The sequence below is a fragment of the Runella aurantiaca genome, assembly GCF_003339505.1.
Lineage (GTDB): Bacteria > Bacteroidota > Bacteroidia > Cytophagales > Spirosomataceae > Runella > Runella aurantiaca.
This window is the reverse complement of record NZ_QPIW01000029.1, coordinates 1-25,043: the sequence shown is the minus strand read 5'-3', so window position 1 is coordinate 25,043 and position 25,043 is coordinate 1. Positions and strand designations below refer to the sequence as shown.

The 25,043-nt window shown below is 45.6% G+C and carries 18 protein-coding genes and 1 tRNA gene; 13 read left to right on the top strand and 6 right to left on the bottom strand.

The genetic code is table 11. The features are described 5' to 3' along the window. Nucleotides 1-2 precede the first annotated feature (2 nt). Genes DVG78_RS24620 through DVG78_RS24600 form a run of 5 tightly spaced genes read left to right on the top strand, consistent with a single transcriptional unit; the run spans nucleotide 3 to nucleotide 6,092 of the window. Nucleotides 3-1,925: a hypothetical protein gene (locus tag DVG78_RS24620; RefSeq protein WP_114463684.1), complete on the top strand. Its 1,923-nt coding sequence runs from the start codon at nucleotides 3-5 to the stop codon at nucleotides 1,923-1,925. Between the two features lie 8 nt (nucleotides 1,926-1,933). Next, the gene (locus DVG78_RS24615) at nucleotides 1,934-2,932 is read left to right on the top strand and encodes an NAD-dependent epimerase/dehydratase family protein (RefSeq protein WP_114463683.1); all 999 of its coding nucleotides are present in this window, start codon (nucleotides 1,934-1,936) and stop codon (nucleotides 2,930-2,932) included. Continuing rightward, nucleotides 2,908-3,777, top strand: a complete 870-nt coding sequence (locus tag DVG78_RS24610; RefSeq protein WP_114463682.1) for an MBL fold metallo-hydrolase — start codon at nucleotides 2,908-2,910, stop codon at nucleotides 3,775-3,777. Before DVG78_RS24615 ends, DVG78_RS24610 begins: the two co-directional genes overlap by 25 nt. Before the next feature lie 39 nt (nucleotides 3,778-3,816). After that, nucleotides 3,817-5,115, top strand: coding sequence for a F390 synthetase-related protein (locus tag DVG78_RS24605; protein WP_114463681.1), 1,299 nt, complete (start codon nucleotides 3,817-3,819; stop codon nucleotides 5,113-5,115). Further along, nucleotides 5,112-6,092 (top strand): 3-oxoacyl-ACP synthase III family protein, encoded by a 981-nt coding sequence (locus DVG78_RS24600; RefSeq protein WP_114463680.1) that lies wholly within the window; start codon nucleotides 5,112-5,114, stop codon nucleotides 6,090-6,092. The genes DVG78_RS24605 and DVG78_RS24600 overlap by 4 nt, the downstream gene beginning before the upstream one ends. Before the next feature lies 1 nt (nucleotide 6,093). On the opposite strand, the gene DVG78_RS24595 is transcribed toward DVG78_RS24600, so the two are convergent. From DVG78_RS24595 to DVG78_RS24585, 3 genes are all read right to left on the bottom strand, one after another. Then, nucleotides 6,094-6,846 (bottom strand): hypothetical protein, encoded by a 753-nt coding sequence (locus tag DVG78_RS24595; protein WP_114463679.1) that lies wholly within the window; start codon nucleotides 6,844-6,846, stop codon nucleotides 6,094-6,096. A 186-nt stretch (nucleotides 6,847-7,032) separates the two neighbouring features. Beyond that, complete coding sequence (locus DVG78_RS24590) at nucleotides 7,033-8,094, bottom strand: 6-bladed beta-propeller (protein WP_114463678.1); 1,062 nt, start codon at nucleotides 8,092-8,094, stop codon at nucleotides 7,033-7,035. Between the two features lie 95 nt (nucleotides 8,095-8,189). Beyond that, nucleotides 8,190-9,509 (bottom strand): Gfo/Idh/MocA family protein, encoded by a 1,320-nt coding sequence (locus tag DVG78_RS24585; protein WP_114463677.1) that lies wholly within the window; start codon nucleotides 9,507-9,509, stop codon nucleotides 8,190-8,192. Nucleotides 9,510-9,806: 297 nt separating this feature from the next. Between DVG78_RS24585 and uvrA the strand changes: the two genes are divergently transcribed. Then, nucleotides 9,807-12,668: an excinuclease ABC subunit UvrA gene (uvrA, locus tag DVG78_RS24580; RefSeq protein WP_114463676.1), complete on the top strand. Its 2,862-nt coding sequence runs from the start codon at nucleotides 9,807-9,809 to the stop codon at nucleotides 12,666-12,668. Nucleotides 12,669-12,670: 2 nt separating this feature from the next. On the opposite strand, the gene DVG78_RS24575 is transcribed toward uvrA, so the two are convergent. Both DVG78_RS24575 and nspC read right to left on the bottom strand, forming a co-directional pair. Next, a complete protein-coding gene (locus tag DVG78_RS24575; protein WP_114463675.1) occupies nucleotides 12,671-13,081 on the bottom strand; it encodes an RrF2 family transcriptional regulator in 411 nt (136 codons plus the stop codon). 137 nt (nucleotides 13,082-13,218) lie between these two features. Next, nucleotides 13,219-14,373: a carboxynorspermidine decarboxylase gene (gene nspC, locus DVG78_RS24570; RefSeq protein WP_114463674.1), complete on the bottom strand. Its 1,155-nt coding sequence runs from the start codon at nucleotides 14,371-14,373 to the stop codon at nucleotides 13,219-13,221. 138 nt (nucleotides 14,374-14,511) lie between these two features. On the opposite strand from nspC, the gene DVG78_RS24565 reads away from it, so the two are divergent. The 5 genes from DVG78_RS24565 (at nucleotide 14,512) to DVG78_RS24540 (ending at nucleotide 23,093) form a co-directional block, all read left to right on the top strand. Next, complete coding sequence (locus tag DVG78_RS24565) at nucleotides 14,512-15,294, top strand: patatin-like phospholipase family protein (RefSeq protein ID WP_114463673.1); 783 nt, start codon at nucleotides 14,512-14,514, stop codon at nucleotides 15,292-15,294. A 575-nt stretch (nucleotides 15,295-15,869) separates the two neighbouring features. Then, nucleotides 15,870-19,160: a SusC/RagA family TonB-linked outer membrane protein gene (locus DVG78_RS24555; RefSeq protein ID WP_114463671.1), complete on the top strand. Its 3,291-nt coding sequence runs from the start codon at nucleotides 15,870-15,872 to the stop codon at nucleotides 19,158-19,160. Nucleotides 19,161-19,253: 93 nt separating this feature from the next. Further along, on the top strand, nucleotides 19,254-20,981 hold the full coding sequence (locus DVG78_RS24550) for a SusD/RagB family nutrient-binding outer membrane lipoprotein (protein ID WP_114463670.1): 1,728 nt from the start codon (nucleotides 19,254-19,256) through the stop codon (nucleotides 20,979-20,981). 82 nt (nucleotides 20,982-21,063) lie between these two features. Further along, nucleotides 21,064-21,741 carry a hypothetical protein gene (locus tag DVG78_RS24545; RefSeq protein WP_114463669.1) on the top strand — a complete coding sequence of 226 codons (678 nt, stop codon included), beginning with the start codon at nucleotides 21,064-21,066 and terminating at the stop codon, nucleotides 21,739-21,741. 77 nt (nucleotides 21,742-21,818) lie between these two features. Then, on the top strand, nucleotides 21,819-23,093 hold the full coding sequence (locus DVG78_RS24540; protein WP_114463668.1) for a monooxygenase: 1,275 nt from the start codon (nucleotides 21,819-21,821) through the stop codon (nucleotides 23,091-23,093). A 6-nt stretch (nucleotides 23,094-23,099) separates the two neighbouring features. On the opposite strand, the gene DVG78_RS24535 is transcribed toward DVG78_RS24540, so the two are convergent. Further along, nucleotides 23,100-24,032, bottom strand: a complete 933-nt coding sequence (locus DVG78_RS24535; protein ID WP_114463667.1) for a carbohydrate kinase family protein — start codon at nucleotides 24,030-24,032, stop codon at nucleotides 23,100-23,102. 295 nt (nucleotides 24,033-24,327) lie between these two features. Here DVG78_RS24535 and DVG78_RS24530 point away from each other — a divergent pair. Further along, nucleotides 24,328-24,400 (top strand) — tRNA-Thr (locus DVG78_RS24530). 154 nt (nucleotides 24,401-24,554) lie between these two features. Further along, nucleotides 24,555-24,929 (top strand): hypothetical protein, encoded by a 375-nt coding sequence (locus tag DVG78_RS24525; RefSeq protein WP_114463666.1) that lies wholly within the window; start codon nucleotides 24,555-24,557, stop codon nucleotides 24,927-24,929. Nucleotides 24,930-25,043: the final 114 nt, after the last annotated feature.

Here is a 25,043-nt window from a genome sequence, read left to right as displayed (position 1 = left end):
TCATGAAAAAAAAGATTTACGTTTTACTGCTGGTTCATTTAATGGCGGTAGTGGCTCACAGTCAGGGAATTCCGAAAGAAGTAATCTATGAGCCCGATGAAGGTGGATATCCGTCTGGCTACACCCCGACGCAAAAACTTGGCAAATTTGATTTGTCTAGCAGCGCGTCCAATGAGCCTTTTCGGCATTTATTCAAACTTTTTGAGGCTCAAAAAGTCGTTTGGGATGATGTCACCGATTTTCGAGATTATGGATTTAAAGCCTTTTTTGGGAGTGCCGTTGAAGGTAAACCGAAAGAAAATCGATACACCGACATCAATGAAGGAGCCTTCAGGGATGCGTTTACGGTTGATGGAGAATCGTTTCCTAAAAACCCTATTTACAACCCAGATCCTAATCGGCTGCTTTCGGCACAAGGGCAACGCTTTAAATGTTTCGATGCTCCTTTTCTTTTTGTGACCATTGACGACGTCAATGAAGCCAGTAAATGGAACCCTTTTTTACTGACCGAGCATGAACTGGACCGCCGTGGAAAATACGCGGGTGATGGCAGAATCGGTTTTTTGCGGTGGGACATTGAAACGTTCTCCAATGCAGAATGGATAAGTATTCTCAGAGGACGGCAGGTATGGGATAAGGGAAAATACCGCCATGCTTTCAACGGAGGCACTGATCCTGCCTTTAAAGACTTGACCGATTCCCAATTTTTTGACTACGTACAGCACCGGTGGAGTTATGTATTTACCGAATTGTTTTACAAAACACGGTATTATAGCAACAATTCAAAGATTTGGCAATATGGCGCGGGTCCCGTCAATCAGGCAGATCCTTTTATTTTTAGACAATTCGATGATAATGGGAATGTTACGTACAATACTGCCAACAACCCTATCTGGAATTTGCGAAATAAATTCAACAATCGGGCCGTAAATGAGGAGTTGAATTACATGGAAGGCTGGGATTTTGTGCAGCAGTTTGCGATGTGGGCCATTCTGCAATACGACTCTCAGTACAACCAATGGGTAAATACAGACATAATTCGATTAAAAAATCCTCCTAAAACCAACGTGACGCCTGGGGCTCCTACGCGCTACCACATCGTTGATATTGGTGCAGATGCTGCCACTGGAAACCGCCGCGTGCGCGTTACCCTTCACGCCCAAGATGGGAGCCTGCGGGCGGCAAACCAAGCTTACCGGGTTACGTTTCAGCATTGGCGGGGGTTTGCCGAAGCTGATTTTCCCGCAGGTACGCACACCCTTGAGCTGACTACGACGTCGCCCGAACTCGTCTGGCAGACAGATGACCATTTTCTGCTGCTGATTTGGAATACCATTTATTGCGCCCGCTATCTTGAACCGGCGAAACTTGGTTTTATCAACTGGGAACCCACTCCCCGGACCTACAACTTTAGCCCTTATTCATTGGCAACGACCGATATTTTTGAACAGCGAATCTACGACGCCGTTGTGGGTTTTGCCAACTTACAAAACTACGGTGTCGTGAATTGGGAAGCCAATACCGTAGGCAAGGTGAATCCGATGGTTAGGGAAAGCATTATTTTGGCGCAAAAAAAAATAGCCCCCTACAAAACGCATATCGAAAATCACACCTTGGTCTTAACCGATGTAAGCATGGATGGAGGCGCCACTTGGATAGAGGGAGGATATGCCAAAAAACCGTATGAAGCCCACTATAACGGTTGGTGGATGGGCGGTTTTTTTCAAAATAATCTACCTTTTCCGATGGTAATGGGCTCTTATAATGAGCAGCAAAAAACCTTTCTATTTACGCATTTGGCAGGAAAACTCCCCACGGGTATCCTCAACTACAAAGTTCGAGTGAGGGTGCCAAATACCGACACGGTGCATGTCTTTGATGTATCTTCTACCCGAAATCTAGCATATTCAATTTTTAAGATTTAGCTTCGTGAATGCAAAAAATCGTTATCACTGGAGCATCAGGTTTTTTAGGCGGACGTTTGTTAAAACACCTTACGCATCCGAAGAGCGCACAAAGGGTGGTGGGAACGGGCCGTCGTACCGAGCGGATAGCCGAATTTGAAAGTCACGGGTGTTGTTATGAGGCGGGAGATTTATTAGACGTTGATTTTTGCGAAACGTTGCTCGCTGAAACCGAAGCGGTTGTGCATTGCGCAGCGTTGTCGGCACCGTGGGGCAAGCGCGAAGAATTCGTAAAAGCCAACGTCATTGCTACCCAAAACCTGTTGAAAGCCGCCCAAAAAACGGGCGTTAAAAAGTTTATTTTTATCTCCACTCCGAGCATTTATTTTAACGCTCGGCACCGATTGAATGTTTCGGAAAGCGATCCGTTGCCTACCAAAATGGTGAATGAATACGCCGCCACCAAATGGGAAGCCGAGCAGGAAGTGTTGAGCCAACATTCTCCCTTTTTTAAAACCATTGCCCTGCGTCCGCGTGCCATCATCGGGGCGGAAGATACCGTTATCTTTCCTAGATTATTGAAAGCCTACGAAAGCGGTCGTCTAAAAATCATTGGCAACGGTCAAAATAGGGTAGATTTGACCACGGCCCGCAACGTCATTGAGGCTGTGAATTGTGCATTTAAAGCTTCCGTGGAGGCTTGGGGTCAAGCCTACAACATCACAAATGGAGAGCCAGTCAATTTGTGGGAAGAAATCAATTTTTTACTCAAACAACTCGGTCTGATGCCCGTAACCAAACACGTGCCCTTGGCAATAGCCGATGCAGCGGCCCGATTGATGGAGCTGAAAGCCCGACTCGCCGGAGGCCCTGAGCCTACGCTGACGCGGTATGGCATTGGCGTATTGGCAAAATCGTTGACGATGGATATTTCCAAAGCACAAACCTTGTTGAATTATCACCCTGTACAAACTACTCGGGAAGGAATTGTCGAGTTTATTGAATGGTATCAAACCCAACAACCGTAAGTTATCGCCTCTTTGCGTCGGGGTATTGCACCGCCCATGATCGGATTGTGGACCCCAAAAATGGTCGGGGAAAGGCCCGTTTTTATGCGGTTTGGTTGTTGATTGAACACCCACAGCATGGACTTTTTGTGTTTGATACTGGATATTCGCCCCGATTTCTGGAAGCAACACAGCATTTTCCTGATAAATTTTACGGTTGGGCTACCCCTGCTTTTATTAAGAATGAAGAAACGGCAATGGTGCAATTGGCGCAGACTGGTATCAAACCTTCGGATTTGAGCGGAATGATTATCTCGCATTTTCACGCGGACCACGTGGCCGGAATGTTGGATTTTCCGAAAATACCCGTTATCTGTCATTCGGCAGCTATGCAACAAGTGTTGTCGGTGAAGGGTTTTGGGGCGGTCAGACATGGGATTGTAAAGGCGCTGATTCCGAATGATTTGAGAGAAAGAGTTCGGATAATAACGGAGGATTCTGTAATATCAAATAAAGCCATAATGCGGAATCCCGATGAGTTGTTTAGCCTTCAATTTAAGGATTTGTTTGGGGATGGTTCGGTTGAATTGGCGCAGCTTCCAGGACATGCGTGTGGGCAGTTGGGTATCCGTATTCACACGGCTGACCATACGTTATTTTTTGCCACCGACGCCGTGTGGCGCAAGAGTACACTGGAAGCGGGCATTTTACCAAGCCCCACCGTAAAATTATTTTTTGACGATTGGGCGGCCTATAAAACTACGTTTTCGGCCCTGCGTAACTATCAGCAAACATTCCCAACGCATCGGCTGCTTTTTACGCATTGTCCCGAAACGCTGACTCATATTTCCTCATTCAATCCTTGAAAACTTTCGAGCCTTGCTAAGGCTGTTTTGTTGACACCTATGTTTTTCAAACTTCAAATTATTTATTTTTTAGTAAGAATTAAGCTGCGTAGCTTGTTCCGAAATCGAGCGCAGATAGAACGTTTTCAACAACGGCGTTGGCACCGTTTTGCCCGAACTGTGCTGTCTAAATCAACTTTTTATCGCTCCTATTTAAACGTTCCGTTAGACCAAATGCCGCTGATGCATAAGGCGTTGTTTATGGAACATTTTGATGAAATAAACACCGTAGGAATACGCAAAGAAGAGGCAATGAAAATAGCACTCCAAGCGGAAGAAACCCGCGACTTTGCGTCAGAGCTTAACGGTATTACGGTAGGGCTGTCGACGGGAACAAGCGGGAAGCGAGGGCTGTTCCTAGCGTCAACGGCAGAGCGGGCGCAGTGGGTGGCGATGGTGCTCCATCGCGTGGTGAAATGGTCGATTTTTAAGCGTCGAAAAGTGGCGTTTTTCCTGCGGGCCAACAGTAATTTGTACAGCTCGGTCCAATCTTCGGTATTGGCGTTTTACTTCTTTGATATTTTTAGAAAGACCGAAGAACTGGTTGCCGAACTAGACCTTCTAAAGCCCGATATTGTTGCCGCTCAACCGTCTCTTTTACGGTATTTGGCGGAGGCGCAGCGGGCAGGGAATCTCAGTATTGCGCCTCTCCAAATCATTTCGTTTGCCGAAGTGCTGCATGATGACGACCGCACGGTAATTGAGTGTGTGTTTGGCCTTAAAATCACCGAAGTGTATCAATGCACCGAAGGCTTTTTGGGGGTAAGTTGTGCGCACGGAACGATGCACCTCAACGAAGATGTCGCCATTTTTGAAAAAAAATACGTGAGCAAACATCGGTTTATTCCCATCGTAACGGATTTTACGCGTACTTCGCAGCCCATTATTCGGTACGAAATGATGGATATTCTGGCTGAACGTACTACGCCCTGCCCTTGCGGGTCGGCGATGCTGGGCATTGAGCGCATTGAAGGTCGAACGGATGATGTGCTTCTGTTTGACCAAGACGGAAAAATAATTTCGATATTCCCCGATACTTTAGTGCGAAAAATTGCCCGCGCCACCGATAATTTTAGTCATTACAGCATTAAGCAAGTGGCCGAAAATAGGCTAGAAGTGGCGGTAGGAACAGAACCGAAAAATAAAGCAATCGTCAGCCAGTTAATTGAAACGGCTATTTTGGAGGTGTTGGAAGGGCAGGGTATAAAAAATACCGTGGTTGTTTTTATCGAAGAAAAAGTAAGTGATAAAGGAGCAAAACATCGCCGTGTAGTGCGAACGTTTAAGAAGATTCTATGAAAATTCAGATTCAAGCCATTGAGAAATACCTGCCGGGAGTTGCCATTGAAAGTGCGCAATTGGAGGCACAACTGGGTCTTTCTGCGGGCTGGATTGAAAAAAATGCAGGCGTAAAAACGAGGCACTGGGCGGCAATCGACGAAACCGTGGCTTCGATGGCGGCTACGGCCTTACAGAAGGCCCTGACTGCTGCGGGCCTTTCGGCCGATACCCTAGATTTGTTGATTTACGCGGGGGCTTCCTACGATTACCCCATTCCGCACAATGCAGGGCGTATCAAAAAAGCGTTGGGGACAACGGCTAAATTTCCATGTTTTGACGTGGATTCCACCTGCTTGAGTTTTTTGAATGCGCTTGATATTGCGCACTTGTATTTCCAACGCAACGCGGTGCGCACCATTGCCATCGTATCTGCCGAGCTGGCTTCGCGCGCGTTGAATCCCCAAGACCCCAAAACGTATGGATTGTTGGGCGATGCTGCCGTAGCCGTAATTTTGAGCAAAAGTGACGAGGGTTATGAGCCCGTTTTCCCCTCTTTTATCAACAATCCCGAAGGCGCTGATTTGGCTTGGATACCCACGGGAGGAAGTGTAAATCGTGGTATAGCGGCCGATACACCCGAAGAGTCATTTTATTTCAGAATGGATGGAAAACGCCTTATTTCGCTCACTTTGCAAGAATTAAAGCCGTTTCTAGCCCAATATGAGCAGCTTTCGGGGCTTGCCCTGACAGAATACGATTACGTCATTCCGCACCAAACCAGTCGGTTTGGAAATGAGATTTTTGCCAAACAATACCACCTAAACGAGCACTGTTTAATTAATACACTGGCCCATTATGGCAACTGTATTTCGGCTTCTATTCCCTTAGGCTTGTGCGATTTGGCCCAACAAAAAAAGGATTTGTCGGACCAAAAAATCCTGCTTATCGGCAGTGCGGCGGGGCTGTCGCTGGGTGCTTTGACGCTTCGGTTTTGAGTTATTTCAACAAAACCCCATCAATTGCTTTCCAGTCGATTTTTTCAACTATCTGACGAGCGATGTCGACGGGTGCCGTAATTGTGACTACGATATTTTCCACTAGTTTACCACCTTTTTTAAACTTGGGTTGATAGCGCGTATCCTGTCCATTTTTGATGAGTTGGGGATTCCATCCACCCAATAAAATGACGATTTCTTGACGGCCGATTGCCCCCTGTAAATCGGGCTTGAGACGGACTTCAAGCGCTACTGGACTGTTGGGTACGGAAATGGCTTGGGTATTCTCGACAATCCGGGAGCTTTCGAGGTGTTGTAGGCGATAGTTGCCAAGGTTCATTTCAACACTCACGGAGTAGGTATCTCTGGCGCGTTGCACAATGGCGTTTGGATTTTCTTTGTACATCGTATCGCGGTGTACGTATAGAGAAGTAGGTACATTTGGCGCGGCTTTGACGGTATCCAGTTCGGCTTTTCGAACCACGGCCAGTTCGCTGTTTTCCATGATGAGGTCATAACGGTCGGTGCAAAGGTGGGTAAATCCACCCCATTCTGAGGTCACTTCCAAGTTGCCCATTGAATGTTTTTCGTCAAAAACCCGCCAGCTTCCGTTGGGAGTGGCGGTGGTGAATTGGCGTTGGAGTTCTTTGACTACCCGTTCGTAGGCGGCATTTTCAGCAGCGGTAGCGGGGCGGCATTGGGCTTGTAGGAGAAAAGAAAGACCCATCAAAAATGCGGTAAGCAAAAATTTCATAGCATGTATGTTTTTTATACGTTCGGTGAGAATAAAAATTCCCGAAAATTAACGTAAAAATATCATGCTAACCCTTCTTGGTGTAGAACTATTTCCCCAATATTGCCACATTTCCGTTATAAACAGAAAATGGACCGCAGAATTATCCACGGCCCATTTTCTGTTATTCTGATTATAAAACTAAAATTATACTCTTGACAATTTGACCGGATACGTTTGTTTGGCGTTCCATTGGCAAATGTAGATGTTCTCGTCATTGTCCACGCATACATCGTGGCAGTGCATTAATGTGCCGCCTACCGCCGCGGCATCCTGAACCATCATCTGAAGCTTTCCGTCGCGGTATTCGGGTTTGGTGCCGCCGGGGTTGGAAACTACTTTGTCGTTTTTGTCCAAAATCGTGACGAAACCAGAGTTGTTGGTTTGGTTCATGTAGCGCAAACGCGACCAGCAAACGCCCGCAAACAAATGGTCTCCGTGAATCACGGGGCGACAAACAAACGCGCCAGGGAGAAAAATGGTCGATAAATATTTGCCATCCAATGTAAAACGTTTGAAGGAATTATGCACCCGTGAGGTGATGAGCAACGTGGGGTTTGCTTTATTTCGGTAATCTACCGTGATACCGTGGGCGGTGGCAAATTGGTCGTCGCCGTCGCCGGGGCCGCCGAATTTGCGGATAAATTCTCCCTTAGAGCTATATTGTAAAATCCACTGCGAGCCGTACCCGTCTGCTACATAGATGTCCCCGTTGGGCCCAACCGTAGTTTCGGTAGGCAGGAATTTTTCTTCGGGCTTATAAGCGCCAACTTTGGAGGGGTGCTCAATGGTGAAAATTACTTTTCCGTTGATGTCGGTTTTGGTAACGCGGTTGGAGTTGGGGTCACAGATAAACAGAAACTCTTCGCCGTTGGCATTCCAGAGCGTAAGGCCGTGTCCGCCAGGGTATTCATGCCCCCAGCTGTCTAGGAGTTTACCAGAACGATCGTAGACCAAAATGTTGTTTTTGGTTTCATCAGTGACCATAATAAGCCGTCCTTTGCTGTCCATGACCATTTCATGGCAGTTTTTGACGGGAAATTTTGAGGAGTCTAATTTACCCCAATCGGCATTGACTTTATAGCGGTGTGACCCGTGGCCGATGATGCCGTCGGCTGGTTGGGCGTTCACCGAAGTGATAATGGAAGGGGCCAGCAACGTGGTAGCGGCGGTTTTGACAAAATCGCGACGGGAAGTGGAAAGGTTCATGGTTTGGAATGTGCTTTTTTAGCAAAAAGGGCAGAGGCTGCTTTTTTTACTTCTTTATGGATATATGCTTTGTAATGAACGAATTGAAACACAGTTTATATTTTTGGGAATTCCCAAGGTGCACGATAAGTGGGTGTAATGAGGGCATTGGCGGCTTCATTTTTGCCGAACGATTGCGCCGTTTCATTCCATTCCAAGCGCGAATTGGTGCGCAATGCGATGTTGCCTGCGTGTGCATACAAAGCAACCAATCGGCCGTTTTCGATGGGGCAATTCGTCTCTTTGCGGGTTCTGATGCATTCTAGCCAGTTTTTTACGTGCTCTTCGTGCGTTTCTTTGCCGCTTCGTTTAGGAATTGCGGGCACTTTATACCCGCCTTTGTCAATTTCTGGAAACAACTCCCAACCGCCCCGGTCTATCACGAGCGTGGCGTCATTGCCGATAAAAGCCAGCCCATAAGAGCGCCCATAAGGGCCGTTTTGGGTGCCAGCGGTTTGTTCCCACGAAATGGTATAATCGGGAAGTTGGTACATCACACTCAAGGTATCAAACGCTTCGTGGGCAAAGTCGGGCGAATAAAAATTGCCGCCCGAAGCAGCGACCGACAGCGGCGGCGTTTTGATGTTTTTGGCCCAAAGCGCAATGTCCAACAGGTGAGCGCCCCAATCGGTCATGAGGCCTCCGCCGTAATCCCAAAAAAAACGCCACGAACCGTGGTGTCGGGTTCGGTTGTAGGTGCGTAGCGGTGCAGGGCCTAGCCATTGATTGAAATCAATATGGGCGGGGACGGGTTCGTCGGGCACGATTCGAGAGCCAATTGCATAGTTGAAATTCGCCCAACTGTGTACTTTTCGCAGCGTGCCGATGCTGCCCGAATGGATAAATTGCATCGCACTTTGCCAATGTTCTCCGCTGCGTTGTTGTTGTCCGACCTGTACCACACGATTGTAGCGTCGCGCTGCTTTTACCATCACGTTACACTCGCCTATTGAATTGGCCAGTGGTTTTTCTACGTACACATCTTTGCCCGCCCGACAGGCTTCAACCATAGGGAGGCAATGCCAATGATCGGGCGTAGCGATAATGACCGCGTCGATGTCTTTGTTTTCCAATAATTTCCTAAAATCCCCGTACAGTTGGGGCCGTTTTCCCTGCTTACGCATTACTTCATCGGCACGCTTATTGCAAATGTTGGTATCAATATCACAAATCGCCGCGCATTCCACATTCGGTTGGTTGAGGGCGTGGTTCATGATTCCGTTACCCATATTATTGCAACCGATGACACCAATAACGATTTTTTCATTGGCCGACTTACGCACATGGTTTATAGCACGGATTTCAATACTTTGTGCAAAGGCACCCGCTGCCACCGAAAGCTGCGTACTCTGTTCTAAGAATTTTCTGCGGTTCATTGATTTGAATTATTTTTAGCGGTGAAATACAGGAAGAATCAATTGTGGAAAACAGCAACCGATTGTGAATAGTAGCCAGATGGAAATATAACCTATCAAGCATTTCAAGCGGATTTTCTACCCAAAGCGATGAGCATGGAAAGCGATTGTTTTGACTGTTTAAATGTGGGGAGAAATACCTGTGTTTTAAAGCAATGCGAGCCAACAGTTTTCGACGAAAAACAAACCATTTTTTAAAAACTAGGGTTAGTAAATGAAGGGGTATTCCCTAACTTTGTGCCTTTAGCAATCAGCCGCATGAACGTAGCCGAAAACCAACAAAATACTTCCGAAATAGACTTCGAAACCCTTAATCCGAAGCAATACATTATCATTAAAGGCGCTCGCGTCAACAACCTTAAAAACATTGATGTTGCTATTCCCCGCAATAAATTGATTGTGGTCACCGGGGTATCGGGGAGTGGAAAGTCGTCATTGGCTTTTGATACGCTTTTTGCCGAAGGGCAACGCATGTATGTCGAAAGTTTGAGTAGCTATGCGCGTCAGTTTTTGGGGCGCATGGAAAAACCCGAAGTAGATTACATCAAGGGCGTGTCGCCAGCGGTGGCCATTGAGCAAAAGGTCAATACCCGAAATCCGCGCTCTACCGTAGGTACCACCACCGAGATTTATGACTACCTCAAGCTGCTTTTTGCGCGGGTGGGGGTTACTTATTCGCCCATTTCGGGCTTGCCCGTACGAAAAGACACCGTGACCGACGTGGTTGATTTTATGTTGCACCACGAAGAAGGTACGCGTGTGATGGTACTGGCACCCTTGATTGTGAAAGAAGAGAGAAGTCTAGCCCAAGAGTTAAGTATTTTACTTTCAAAAGGATACACAAGGGTCGTACTCAATCAGGAAACGAAATCTATTGAGGAATTGATGGAAACCAAGGAATATGCCGCGTTTTCTGCCGCCGATTTTTTTATTCTTATCGACCGGGCTTCGGTCAAACACGACGATGAAGATACGCAGTTTCGATTGTCGGATTCGGTACAAACGGCTTTTTTCGAGGGAGAGGGCCTGTGTATTGTCGATGTGATAGGCGGGGAGCGCCGGGTGTTTTCGGATAAGTTTGAGCTCGACGGAATAAAGTTTGAAGAGCCTACGGTCAATCTTTTCAGTTTCAATAACCCTTATGGGGCTTGCAAACGTTGCGAAGGTTTTGGGAAAGTGCTGGGTTTGGACCCTGATTTGATTATTCCCGACAAAAACCTCTCGGTATTTGAAGGAGCAATTGCCCCTTGGCGAACCGAAAAAATGGCCGAGTGGCTAGCACCTCTTCTGCGCCACGGCATCCGCTTTGATTTTCCCATTCACCGAGCCTATAAAGACCTTACCCAAGAACAAAAAGATATTCTCTGGGCGGGAAATACGTATTTTGAAGGGCTAACCGCATTTTTTGAACACCTTGAATCTCAAACCCACAAGGTCCAATACCGCGTGATGCTGTCTCGCTATCGCGGTCGTACTACTTGTCCAGAATGCCGTGGTTCGCGCTTGCGCAAAGATGCCGGGTATGTAAAGATGGGTGGTGTTTCCATTACTGATTTGGTGTTGTTGCCCATTAGTGAGGTGTTGCTGTTTTTTAAGAACCTTTCGTTACCTGATTATCAATTTGGCATTGCCAAACGTATTTTAATCGAAATAGAAAACCGTTTGGAATACATGGAACGCGTCGGATTGGGCTACTTAACGCTCAATCGTTTGACAAATTCGCTTTCTGGGGGGGAATTCCAGCGGATAAAATTGGCAACGTCACTGGGCAGTGCTTTGGTTGGCTCGATGTATATTTTGGACGAGCCGAGCATTGGGCTTCACCCGCGCGACACCCGCAAGTTGGTGGGTGTGCTGGAATCTCTGCGCGACATGGGCAACACGGTGATTGTGGTCGAGCATGAAGAAGAAGTAATGCGTGCCGCCGACCAAATCATCGACATTGGTCCCGACGCGGGAAATTTGGGTGGTGAGGTGGTATGGCAGGGAAGTTGGGAGGATATTCTGAACCCCATTGAAGGCATTCATTCCCATACTATTAAATTCCTGACGGGTGAAGATAAAATTCCAGTGCCTACTTTTCGCCGAAAGGCAACTCATTGGCTTGAACTCACGGGAGCACGAGAAAATAACCTCAAAGATGTAGATGTAAAGTTTCCGCTCGGTACGTTTACGGTGGTGACGGGCGTATCGGGTTCTGGTAAATCGACGCTTGTTCGAAAAATCTTATTTCCAGCCTTGGCCCGCCAAAAGGGAGAATACAACGAAGAAGCAGGAAAGTACACCAATCTGACGGGTAGTTTGGACCGTATTGACAATCTTGAGATGGTAGACCAAAATCCCATCGGCAAGTCGTCGCGCTCCAATCCAGTTACGTACATCAAGGCTTACGATTACATAAGACAGATGATGAGTGAAGTGCCCTTGGCCAAAGCGCGGGGCTATAAACCCTCTCATTTTTCTTTTAATATCGAAGGAGGCCGCTGCGAAACCTGCCAAGGAGAAGGGCAAGTGAAGATTGAAATGCAGTTCATGGCCGATATTTACCTCAAATGCGAAGCCTGCGGCGGAAAACGATTCAAACAGGAAATTTTGGATGTTCGGTACCAACGTCCCGACCAAGGCTCGGCTGACATTGCCGATATTTTGGACATGACCATTGATGAAGCCATCGGCTTTTTCAGGGCCGATGAACCCAAACTCGCCGACCGGCTGTTGCCGCTTCAGGAAGTGGGCCTCGGTTACGTCAAATTAGGTCAATCGTCCAACACGCTTTCGGGTGGAGAGGCGCAGCGCGTAAAACTGGCTTTCTTTTTGAGCAAATCAAACCCCAATCAAGGACGCTCCCTGTTCATTTTTGATGAGCCTACCACAGGGCTCCATTTTCATGATATACAAAAACTCCTGAAAGCGCTCAACGCGCTAGTAAATCAAGGTGATACCGTGATTGTGATTGAGCACAACGTTGAGGTGATTAAATCGGCAGATTGGATTATTGATATGGGCCCCGAAGGTGGCGAAGCAGGAGGCTATGTCACCTTCGAGGGAACACCCGAAGAGATGGTGAAGCTTTCGGACAACTACACTGCAGTGTTTTTGGAAGAGAAAATGAGGATGTAAGCCTATTTGACAAAAATTTGCAAAGTAGTGCCTTCGTAGACTCCTAAGTTGGCATCTCTCACTTGCTCCATTACGGGGCGCAGAGCGCAGGTGGCTTCATCGACGCAGTCATCGCACTTGACATAAAAATGAAGCGATACACAGGGTGTTGGCGCAATAGGGCCGTCAATTACCCTGATGACCTGGGCGAAATTGACTCTTGCAGGTTCCACGCGTAATAAATACCCGCCACCTTTTCCTTTTTGGCTGGACAGAATCCCGTGGTTACGCAACTCTAAAAGAATAGCTTCCAAGAATTTTTTTGGGATATTTTCACGTTCCGCAATGTGCGAAATGAGAACGGGACCTTTTCCGAATTCTTCGGTCAGCACTTTGAGTGCTTTAAGGGCATATTTTGCTTTCTTTGAAATCATAGCACTAGCACACTATTGAGTAAAAGGTTATAAGAGAGAGGCATAAACAAATTTACTCGATTAATTTAATATATTATACACGGCAAGCTGATTTTTTAAAAAACTACCCCGCCTTGTCTATCAATTTGCTTACGATACTAAAGTCTATCTTTAAAACTTTCATACCCAAACGTCTTTACCAATCTGAAACGCTCATTGGCCTGCCAAATGCCGATGGAAGGAAGGTTGACACCGTTGAAGGTGGTGGTTTTGACCATTGTATAATGAATCATGTCATCAAAGACCAGCGTATCGCCGATTTTTAAAGGTTCGTTAAACGAATAGTCGCCCATAAAATCGCCCGCGAGGCAGGTCATACCGCCGAGTCGGTAGGTTGGTTTATCAGCTAATGGTTCGTGATAGGCCCCCAATATGCGCGGTTTGTAGGGCATTTCGAGGGTGTCGGGCATGTGGGCGGCAAAAGAAGTATTTAAGATAGCCACTTCTATTCCCTGACTTTCTACCATATCCAACACGGTCGATACCAAATACCCAGTTCGCCACGCAATGGCTGAACCTGGCTCTAAAATGACATCCAAATTGTATTTTTCCTTTATTGCTTTTACGAGTGAAATAAGTTTAGGTATATCGTAGCCTTCGCGAGTCATAAGATGCCCACCACCCATGTTGAGCCACTTGGCTTGGTGGAGCAGGTCGCCAAAGCGACTTTCGAGTGCTTCGAGGGTACGCTCTAGTACGTCGGAGCCATTTTCGCAAAGCGTATGAAAGTGAATCCCTTCGATTCCTGCGGGTAGTGTATCACCAAAATGACTGCGTGTTACTCCCAAGCGAGACCCCGGAACGCAGGGGTTGTACATGTCGGTTTCAACTTCAGAATACTGAGGGTTCACTCGAATCCCGCACGAAACCACCTTTTCTGGGTGAGTTTGATTATATTCGTTGACGCGTTGTTTAAACCGCTCCCACTGAGATAATGAATTGAAGGTGAGGTGACTACTCCGTTCCAATACTTCCTCAAATTCTTCATCCTGATACGCGGGGATGTAAGTATGTGCCCGATAGCCTAAATATTCATTAATAAGCTTTATTTCATTTAGTGAACTTGCGGTGGCCCCCGGCAGATACTCGCCCACAATGGGGAAGGCGCTATACATAGAAAAGCCTTTCAATGCCAATATAATTTGGCAGCCAGCCTCATCCATCACCTGACGGATAAGTTGGAGGTTTTGGCGTAGAAGACGTTCTTCCAAAACAAAACAAGGCGATGGAATTTGTGCAAAGTCGATGGGCATGATTATAAATAATAAATGAGGGTGCAAAGTTAAGTAAATCGTGAAGGAAACATTTAATTGGGCGAGTTCGTTTGTTAAATCAGTTATATTCTGGCCGATTATACGTTAATTTAGAACTGAACAATCGTTTTGCAGTCAATGAAGATAGGATTAGTACTGTCGGGAGGAGGTGCCCGAGGAATCATGCATCTTGGGGTAATAAAAGCTTTACAAGAACGACAAGTGGAGATTGCCGCTATTTCAGGCACGAGCGCGGGGGCCATCGTTGGGGCCCTTATCGCACACGGGCATAGTCCAGATGAAGTGCTCGCTAAGTTGCTTACAATAAACCTTTTAAAGTACCTTCGACCTTCGTTTAATGGCCCTGGCCTATTGAGAATGGACAAAGCCGAAGAGCTTTATCAAGAGTTGTTGCCCCATAATTCATTTGAAAAATTAAAAATTCCTCTCACCGTGGCGGCTACCGACATAGAAGCTGGCGAAATTGTGTATTTTCAATCGGGCGAGTTGATTCGCCCATTGATGGCGTCAAGTTGTTTGCCTGGCATTTTTGAACCCATTCGCTACAATAAGCGGCTATTTGTGGATGGTGCCGTTTTGAATAATCTACCCATCGAACCGCTCTTAAAAGATGAAGTAAACTTCTTAATTGGGGTCAATTGTAACCCTCCGCTTCCAGATAAGCCAATCCGCTCAATGCGGACCGTCATTGAGCGCAGTTTATTGCTGGCCGTTCGCAATAAAACACAAGAACGTACCCTACAGTGCCAATTGTTGTTTGAACCCAAAGAGGTAGGGAAGTACGACATATTTGATATTCGGAAAGCCCGCGAAATTTTTCTGGTTGGGTATCATTCCGTCACCAAATCTCCCGACAAACTGCGTATGCTGGAAGATTACGCTAATTTACCAAAGCAATAAATGCTGTTTTATAACTCACTAAAATAGACGAACTCCCCTTTTTTTTAGACAAACTCCTTCGTGTAGGGCTATTTTTTTTGCGATTAAATTGATTTTTTACAAGGTTTTTATTGTACTTTTTAAAGAATTTTTTAAAGTAAACAACTCCCTGTTTGACTTTTAGGGACAATTATTAATACCGTAAATTGACCCTAATTCCTTAGAAATTTTGCTCAAAAAGGCCTTTTTTGACAATATTATCTATTGTAAGTACAAGTAATTCTGTTCTTTTTTAGGGCGAAATTCCTTATTCTCCAAATAAGCTCACTGTTTGAATTGTTATATTCTTTATTTTACTTTACATTCAGAAATTTTCTTAACCTAACTAAACAAGTACCCTATGAATCGTAACTCTATCTCTTACTTCCCCAAATTTTCTATCCCTCTGATCTAGGATAGGAATAGGCAAAATTTTCAAAACTGTTTTTGGCTAAACAAATTTGTTTTGCCCAGTTTTTCTATTGCCTTCACTTTAGCGCTTCAGCGATTTTTTCCATACATGTTTCACTTTAATCAAACCAAACTAAATTACCCTTATGAGGAAATTTTTATGTATCAACTTTCTGCTTGTGTGCATGGTTTGGGCTACTGGGGTAGCTCAAGACCGTAAAATCACCGGGAAAGTGACCTCGGCAGAGGATGGAACCCCCCTGCCAGGCGTATCGGTCGTGGTAAAAGGTACATCTAAAGGTGTGAATACCGATGCCGCAGGAAGCTATTCAATTGACGCTCCGACTAATGCCACTTTGGTATTTAGTTTTGTGGGTACTGTTTCTCAAGAGATTAATATTGGTAATCGTACGTCAATAAACTTGGCGTTGGCGGCAGATACCAAGCAGTTGTCAGAAGTTGTGGTGACGGCTGTAGGGATTCAGCGCGACAAGAAAGCGTTGGCGTTTGCGGTTTCAAACGTAAAAGGTGCTGATCTTCAGCAGCGTTCGGAGCCAGATCCACTGCGTGCATTGAGCGGAAAAGTACCAGGCGTAAATATTACGGCGGGTAACGGTGCGCCTGGTGCAGGTACGCGTATCACTATTCGTGGTAACAACTCTTTTACTGGAAACAACCAGCCGCTTTTCGTTGTAGACGGTATTCCTTTTGATAATGGTGTAAACAATACCCAAGGGTATAACCAAAACACGGTGACTTCAAACCGAGCGTATGATATTGACCCTAACAACATTGAGTCAATGACGGTATTGAAAGGTGCGGCGGCATCGGCTTTGTACGGCTCACGTGCGGCCAACGGGGTTATCGTAATCACCACCAAAGCGGGTAGTAAATCGGCGCGTAAAGGTTTGGAGGTTACTTATAATTCTTCTTATTCCGTTGAAAAAGTATCTTCATTGCCTGAATATCAGGATAGCTACTCACAAGGCTCAAACCAGACCTATAACGGTGGATTTATCGGTAACTGGGGAACTGCCATGCCAAGCGAAGTAGATCGTATCAATGCTGCTTTGGGTTTTGAGCGTTATTCAAAAATAATTGACCCGGATTATCCTGCTGGTACAATTCCTCACCCATTGGTTGATGCTACTGTACCGTATGGTGCAGCACGTTATAAATCAGCTTTTCCTGAATTACTACAAGCCAATGGTCGTGGTATCCCTGTACCACTCCAAGCCTATGATATTGTAGGCGGTTTCTTCCGCCAAGGAAAGGTATTGGAAAATGGTATCCAGATTAATTCTACGGGTGACAAGACATCAATCAATGCTTCGATGTCGCGTACCAAAAACGAAGGGATTGTTCCTAATTCATCTACCGAGCGTACTACGTTGAGCTTTGGTGGTAATGCCACTTTAGTTAACGGCCTAAACGTAAGCGGTAGCGTAGCCTACACACGTACGAACCAGACAAGTCCACAATCGGGAGCAGGTTATTACGCGGACTACGGTGGTTTGGCTTCAGCAGGTTCAATTTATAGCCGTTTGTTTTACCAACCGCGTAACTATGACCTAAATGGTTATCCTTTTGAAAATCCCGTTGATGGTTCAAATGTTTACTTCCGGGCACTTGACAACCCACTTTGGACGGCAAAATACAACTTGTATACATCAAGTGTAAACCGTGTATACGGAAACATGGCGTTGAGCTATGATGTTACTCCTTGGTTGAACCTGACCGCTCGTGGTGGCTTGAATACCTATTCAGAAATACGCCGCAATGGCATTCGCCCAGGAGGTACTTTCCAACCACTTGGTGCAGTATTGCGTCAGGATTTGACTAATACTGAGGTTGATTTTACGTTTTTGGCAACGGCTCAACACGATTTTACTGAGAAATTTAACGCTAAATTATTGGTAGGTTTTAACCCCAACGAGCGTAGCTATAGTGAATCAGGCGTGGCTGGCTCACCCATCATTGATGCCAATGTAATGACTACTGCCGCTACCTTGACCCAAACGGCGTATGAATATTCTCGTAAGCGTCGTTTGTACGGTATCTTCAGTGAATTAACGTTGGGTTACGGAAATTTTGCCTTTATAACGGCATCTGCTCGTCAAGACCACTCTTCAACGTTGCCTGCGGCCAACAACAGTTATTTATACCCAGCTATTTCTGGTTCATTTATCTTTACGGATGTATTGAGCTTGCCTAAAAATATCATCAATTTTGGTAAAATTAGAGCCAATTACGCGGTAGTAGGTAAAGACGCCGATCCGTATCAGGTAAACACCGCACTCAACCTGAGTCGTACTTTCTATAATGCTACGGCTATTTCGACCGCCAGCTTACCAAGTCAGTTGAACAACGCGGCGTTGAAGCCAGAGTTTACGTCTGAAGTGGAAGTGGGTACTGAACTTCAATTCCTGAATAATCGTATCGGTGTTGATTTGGCTTATTTTAACCGCGTTTCTACCGATTTGATCGTAACGCGCCAATTGCCAAACACCACTGGTTTTAACACCGAGATTACCAACGCTGGTAAAATCTCTAACAAAGGATGGGAATTAGGCTTAACGCTAGTTCCAGTTAAATTGCGGAATGGATTTACTTGGACGTCGTTCATGGCTTATACACGTATTCGTTCAAAAGTAGAAGATGCTGGCCCAGGTGGTGAAATTTTCATTGGAGGTACAGGAACTACCACATTGGGAACTATCTTCCGTAATGGATTGCCGTATGGACAAATTTACGGAGCTGTGAATGCCCGTGACGAAAACGGAAACCTATTGATTAACCCTAACACTGGTTTGCCAATTCGGGCTGCTGGCTCAAATATCATTGGTGACCCTAATACCAAATATACAATAGGTTGGAATAACACTGTTTCGTTCAAAGGCTTCAATTTGAATATCTTAGTAGATTATAAAGCGGGCGGAAGCTTGTTCTCATCTACTGCGGCTTCTTTGTTATTGCGTGGTCAGTTGAAGAATTCAGAAGATCGTGAAGGTATGCGCGTAATCCCAGGTGTATTAGGAGACCCAACAACCTACAAGCCATTGTTGGGAGATGATGGTCAGCCAATTAAAAATACCATCGCGATGTCGGCGTTCCAGTATCACTTCTCTGATGGATACGGTGCTTATGGGGCAGACGAAGTAAATATCTACGATGCTACCGTGATTCGTTTGCGTGAGGTTTCAGTAGGTTACGAAGTTCCTAAAACGTTCCTGAAAAAATACGCGAAAGTATTTGGCGGATTCCGTATCTCGGCTTCTGGTCGTAACTTGTGGTTCTATGCACCAAACATGTTGCCTGGCTTGAACTTTGACCCTGAAGTGTTGTCAAACTTCTCGGATTCAAACATTCAAGGATTCGACTTGGGGGCTTCGCCTTCGACTCGTCGTTTTGGCCTTAACATAACTGCAACGTTCTAATTGGTAGTGAGTATTGAGAAGCGAGTATTGAGTATAAATTGTACTCAATATCCCATACTACACATTCATTAATCATTCAAAAGATACACACAAATGAATTATAAAAATAGCATTAAAACACTGGCGTTGGGAGGACTTATTGCAATTGTGAGCTCTTGCCAACTGACAGAATTGGATATCAACACTGACCCTAACCGCCCAGCTACGGGTTCGTTAGCGCTGTTGTTGCCTGTGGCCGAAAATGCAGCAATCAATGCCCATGTTGGTGTCAACAATGATGCAATGGGTTTTGCAGGTCTGAGTACTATCAGTGATTCTTACAACCTGAGCAATACTTCGTATCAGGGAACTTGGAACGCACGTTTCCGTGAGCTTCAGACCATCGAAGAAATGTTGAAAGGGTCTGCAGATGGTAAAAATCCCGTTTATCGCGGGATTGCATTGACCTTGAAGGCATTTGCGGTAGGTCACATGGTGGATATGTTTGGTGATATTCCTTACAGCGAAGCATGGAAAGGTAATGCCGCCGAGCCCAACAAAACGCCTAAGTTTGATAAGGATTCAGAAATTTATGAAGACCTTCTAAAATTATGTGACCAAGCAGTAGTTGAATTGGCTAAGCCCCAAGCCGTATCGGTGCAAAATGATTACATTGGTGCTGGTAGTGCCGCCACTTGGACACGCCTTGCCAAAACGGTAAAACTTCGTCTGTTGCTGACGTCTCGCAAGGGCCGTGCTAATGGAAATGCAGAACTGAAAGCCGCTTTTGAAGCGGGGGGGTTTATTACTACGCCTGCGCAAAACTGGTCTTACTTGTATTCTAAGCAAGTGGCTCCCGAGAGAAATACCCACCCTTGGTATAATACGTATGCTGGTCTTGGCGATCCAAGCTACATTAATCACCAATTGATGGGAGAAATGATTCTCAACAAAGATCCACGTTTGCCATTCTATTTCTATCGTCAAACGAGCCGTGTTTTGGATCAAAGCAACCCAACCGACCGTGGTACTACTCCTTTTGGGGGCTCTTACTTGCCATTGCGGGCAACCTTCCTTGAGGATTATAAAAAAGCCTTTGGATTTACGGGAGACTTGCCTGCATCTGAGATAGCTTACATCGCTGGTTTCTTTGGCCGCGACCGTGGAGATGTATCAGGAGCAGCGGCCGATGGTCCTTTGCGTACTACTCCGGGTTGCTACCCAGCGGGTGGTGTTTATTCAGATAAAACTACTGCTGCGGTAGCCTTGACTGGACAGGCGGCCCTCAACACAGGTGGTGATGGCCAATGGCCCATCATTCACAGCTGGAATACCAAGTACTATCAGATTGAGGCTATATTGGACAATACGGGTGTAACAGGTGATGCTAAAGCATTGTTTGAAGCTGCTATGCGTGAGCAAATGGCGGTTGTAGTAGCGCAAGGTTTGAAGTCAGACCCAACGCGGGCCAAAGCTCCTGCGGCGGCTGATATTACCGCTTATGTAAACGAATGGTTGAAACTGTACGATGCTGCGGCTACCAATTCAGCTAAATTGAACGTAGTGGCTAAACAAATTTGGTTCTGCTCTTGGGGACAAGGAATGGACCTTTGGAACTTTCAACGTCGTACCGGATTCCCAATCCAAGGCCAATTCAGACAGTTCTCTGTGGGCATTATGACGCCGATTTCTAAGCCACCGCGTCAATATGCGTTGCGTCTGCCTTATCCACAATCTGAGGGTGCATTGAACCCTGCAAATGCGGCTAAATACGTTTCTGATGTCATTTTTGACCGCGATCCTATTTTCTGGGATAAAGTGAAAGTGAAGTGGGAATTCTAAGAAAATGACGAATTTTGAATGATGAATGTTGAATTTACTGTTTGGCATTCATCATTTCTCAAAACCTAAAGAAAGATAAACAATGAAAAGAACACTTATATATTCATTATCTCTTGCGATTTTTCTGTTGGTAGGATGCCGCGATGAATCGCTTAACCCTAACAAACCCTGGGAGCCGGGCGTACATGGTTGGGGCGTATTTGACGGAGTAGCTGAAACAGGCAAAGCCAACATTGTTGCTAATGCAAAAACTTTTCCGCTTACTGGTCAGGATGCCGCAAAAATTGACTTTAAAATTCGTTGGGTATCATTGGATAACCAATTGACCGTTAGTAAGATTGTAATCAAAGTAGATATGATTGAATCATATACCGACCCTGATGGCAACCCTAAAACGATTTCTTTGGGTAACGGTGGTAAAGTCGTAAAAACGATTGATGCCCCAGCTGGTAACCGTCAGTGGAATGCATTCAGCATCACTCCTGCAGAAATCTACAATCTTTATAAAGATGCTACGGTGAAATATGACAAAGTGAAAGACGTAAAAGTTTTTGAAAACCCTGACCGTCCCCGTCCTGCGGGAGCACGTTTGCAAGGAGCAAAAACGGGTGCAGCTGCCGATGCTTTTGTGGTAAGATGGGAATTGACTACCTCTACTGGGCTTGTGTTCAAAACATGGAATGAAGACAGTATTTGTCTTGATCCAACGCCAGTTTCACAGGCAAACGCCAACTGCCGTTTGAACTTCACGGTAAGATAATTTAGTTTTTTTGTGTTGAAAATAGCAGATTCCTCGGAGTCTGCTATTTTTGTTTGGGATTAATTGGCGTGAAATCAATGAAAAAAATACTCTTCATGTTAGGGATAAGTGCATCGGTTTTGGCACAGTCTAAACCGACGTATTATGAGCATATCCAACCCATTATTGCTAAAAACTGTGCGGTATGCCATTGCCCAGGGGGAGTCGGCCCTTTTCATTTGCTGACTTACGAAGATGTAGCCAAACGGTCAAAGTTTGTGGCTAAAGTAACCCAAATCAAGTATATGCCGCCTTTCCCAGCCGATAAGAGCTTTCAGCACTATGCCAACGAACGAGGTTTGAAGGAGGAAGAAATAGAACTCATTCAGCAATGGGTGGCGCAAGGAAGTGTGGAGGGGAAGATGGCGAGAGTTAGCAGTTCACAGTTAGCAGTAGGCAGTAAAGATGCCCGTTTGTCACTTACAGACAAAAAACCTGACCTCGTACTAAAAATGCAAAATGCGTTTACCGTGCCGAACACGGGCGTTGAAGAATTTCGGTATTTCCACGTACCTACGGGTCTCAAAGAAGATGTGATGGTGGATGCCATTGCGTTTTTGCCAGGAAATCGGAAAGTAGTGCATCACAGCCGCGTGATGGTAGACACCACGGGACGCATGGCAGGATTGGAAGGAATGCAGGGCACAGACCCTAAATTGGCCGAATTTCAGCGTATTCCGATGGCTGATGAGTTTTTGTATGGTTGGGTGCCGGGCAATGATAAAATTCAGTTTCCCCAAGGTGTAGCGAAGAAAATGAGCGCTAATTCCAATTTGATTATGTATTTGCATTATTCTCCTTCCGCCACTACTCAAACTGACCAATCGGAGATTCATCTCTATTTTGCCAAAAAGCCTGTAGAACGCGAAGTCAAATCGTTGATTCTTCACGAACAGCACATTACTAATCCACCGTTTTTGATTAAAGCCAACGAAAAACCTACTTTTTACATAAGCACGAAGCCTCTGACCGAAGATATATCGGCCATTTCAATTTTGCCGCACATGCACTTTCTGGGCAAAACCTTCAAAGCTTTTGCCATTACGCCCGATGGTGATTTGGTGCCATTTATTAAGATTGATAACTGGGATTTCAACTGGCAAATGACTTACCAATTTGAGACCCTTTTGCGCGTCCCTAAAGGCTCGGTTATACTGGCAGAAGCCTCCTACGACAATACTGAAGAAAATCCGCTCAATCCTTTTAAGCCCGCCCGTGATGTAACCTTTGGGTGGAACACCACCTCCGAAATGATGGAAATGGTGATTTATTACGTTTCTTATCAGCCTGGGGATGAAAAAGTAAAGCAGTGAAAACCGTTACAAGTACAAAATAGCTCTGTCAACTTTAGCAGGTAGTGGTCCCACGGTGCTGATTTTCAGGGCCGCGATATTGGCGCCAGCTTGTGCACATTCTGCGGGTGATTTTCCATCCAACCACGCCGTCAGAAAGCCAGACCAGTAAGAATCGCCAGCACCCGTAGCGTCTTTTACTTCAATGGGCTTTCCTGCAATCTCTACATGGTTTTTTCCATAATCAGACGAAACAATACTGCCTTTTCCTCCCAATGTCAAACACACTAATTGTGCGCCCATTTGGTGGAATTTTGTAATAATGGCATCGTTGGAAAGGGTTTGCCCGAAGATGCGCTGGGCATCATCTTCGCTGAGTTTTACGAAAGCCCCGTTTTTGCAATAATCTTCAATAACCTGCTGTGCCTGCGTGCGGTCGGGCCAAATGGAAGGTGCATAATTGGCGTCCAAACTCACAATGCACCCAGCTGCTTGGGCCCGCGCGGCGGCGGCTACAATGACACTTTGGGCGGGCTCTTGACTCAAAGCAAAACAGGTAGTATGAAAAAATGAGGCATTTTGAAGTAAATCATCGGGAATATACGCGGCTTGAATCATACGGTCGGCTGTGCGATAAGCGATAAAATCGGGCGTGCCTTTGGTGCGCGATACCAGCACAATGCTGGTGGGCGCGTGAGTATCGCGGCCAATATAAGTGGTGTCCACACCCGTTTCGGCTACTTTTTCTACGAGATAGGTTCCCACATTATCATTTCCAACGCAAGCGACTAGGGCCGTTGGGTTTCCCAAACGAGCCATGTTGGCGGCAAGGTTGGCGGGGCTGCCACCCTGAAAACGTTTGAAGATTTCGGTATCTGCGAGATTTTGCGTAAATTCAGTTCCGATTAAGTCCGCAAGGAGTTCCCCCACCGACACTAAGGCGTATTTTCGAGTCATCATAGGTTTTAGGAAATAGACTGCAATTTAGGAATGGTTTGCAGATTTGCAAAAGGGAAATTTGGCACAAAATTTGAAATGAAATCTTGTATGACAGATAAGCGTTTGTTTATTTTGCAAACACCTATTTGGGAATTAATAAGCCTCCATAGCTCAGTTGCGGTTCGACGTTTCGATAGAGCGGGGCATTGGTGATTGTAGGTCGTATAATAATTAATAAGCCTCCATAGCACAGTTGCGGTTCGACGTTTCGATAGAGCGGGGCATTGGTGATTGTAGGTCGTATAATAAACAATAAGCCTCCATAGCTCAGTTGGTAGAGCGGCGCATTCGTAATGCGTAGGTCGCAGGTTCAAGTCCTGTTGGAGGCTCAAAGTTAACAGTAAAAACAACCTCTCTGATAGCCAGGGAGGTTGTTTTTGTCTAGTGTTGTTGGTGACAGGATTCGCAGCTAATTTTGGCAGTATTTTCTCTAATGAACCAGTGCTGGTTTAGGTAAAAACACTTGAGACGCCCCAAAAAAACATGAAAAGTTGTATTTGTATTTTACCGCTTGCCATTTGGTTAACGAGTTGTTCGTTGGCAACATCGTATCCTGAAACCTTCGAGTATAGCCCAAAAAAAGAGGAAAGTGCTATCGAAATCCAGAAGCAAATGGCAGGGGAACTGTATGGATTTTACCGAAATAATAAAGATAAAAAGTACGAGTTTTATGAAGTACAGGTACGTGAGGCCAACTTGTTGATTAACTATTGCCCCGACAATCAAACACTCTGCCTCTCTTATGATTTATGCAGCGGATGGGCTTTTTACTTCGTAAAGGTAGATGAAGTGGCGTTGAAAAAGTTGGCAGACGCACGCCTGCCTTTTGTGGAATATTTTACATTGGCTTCCCTTTAAAGGGTTAAGATATTAAATATCAGTACTTTGCATCAAAAAATAATCCCCGAATATGCGCGTATTTGGCATAATTCGGGGATTTTCGTATTTTAGTTGTGCTAACAAACCTAAAAT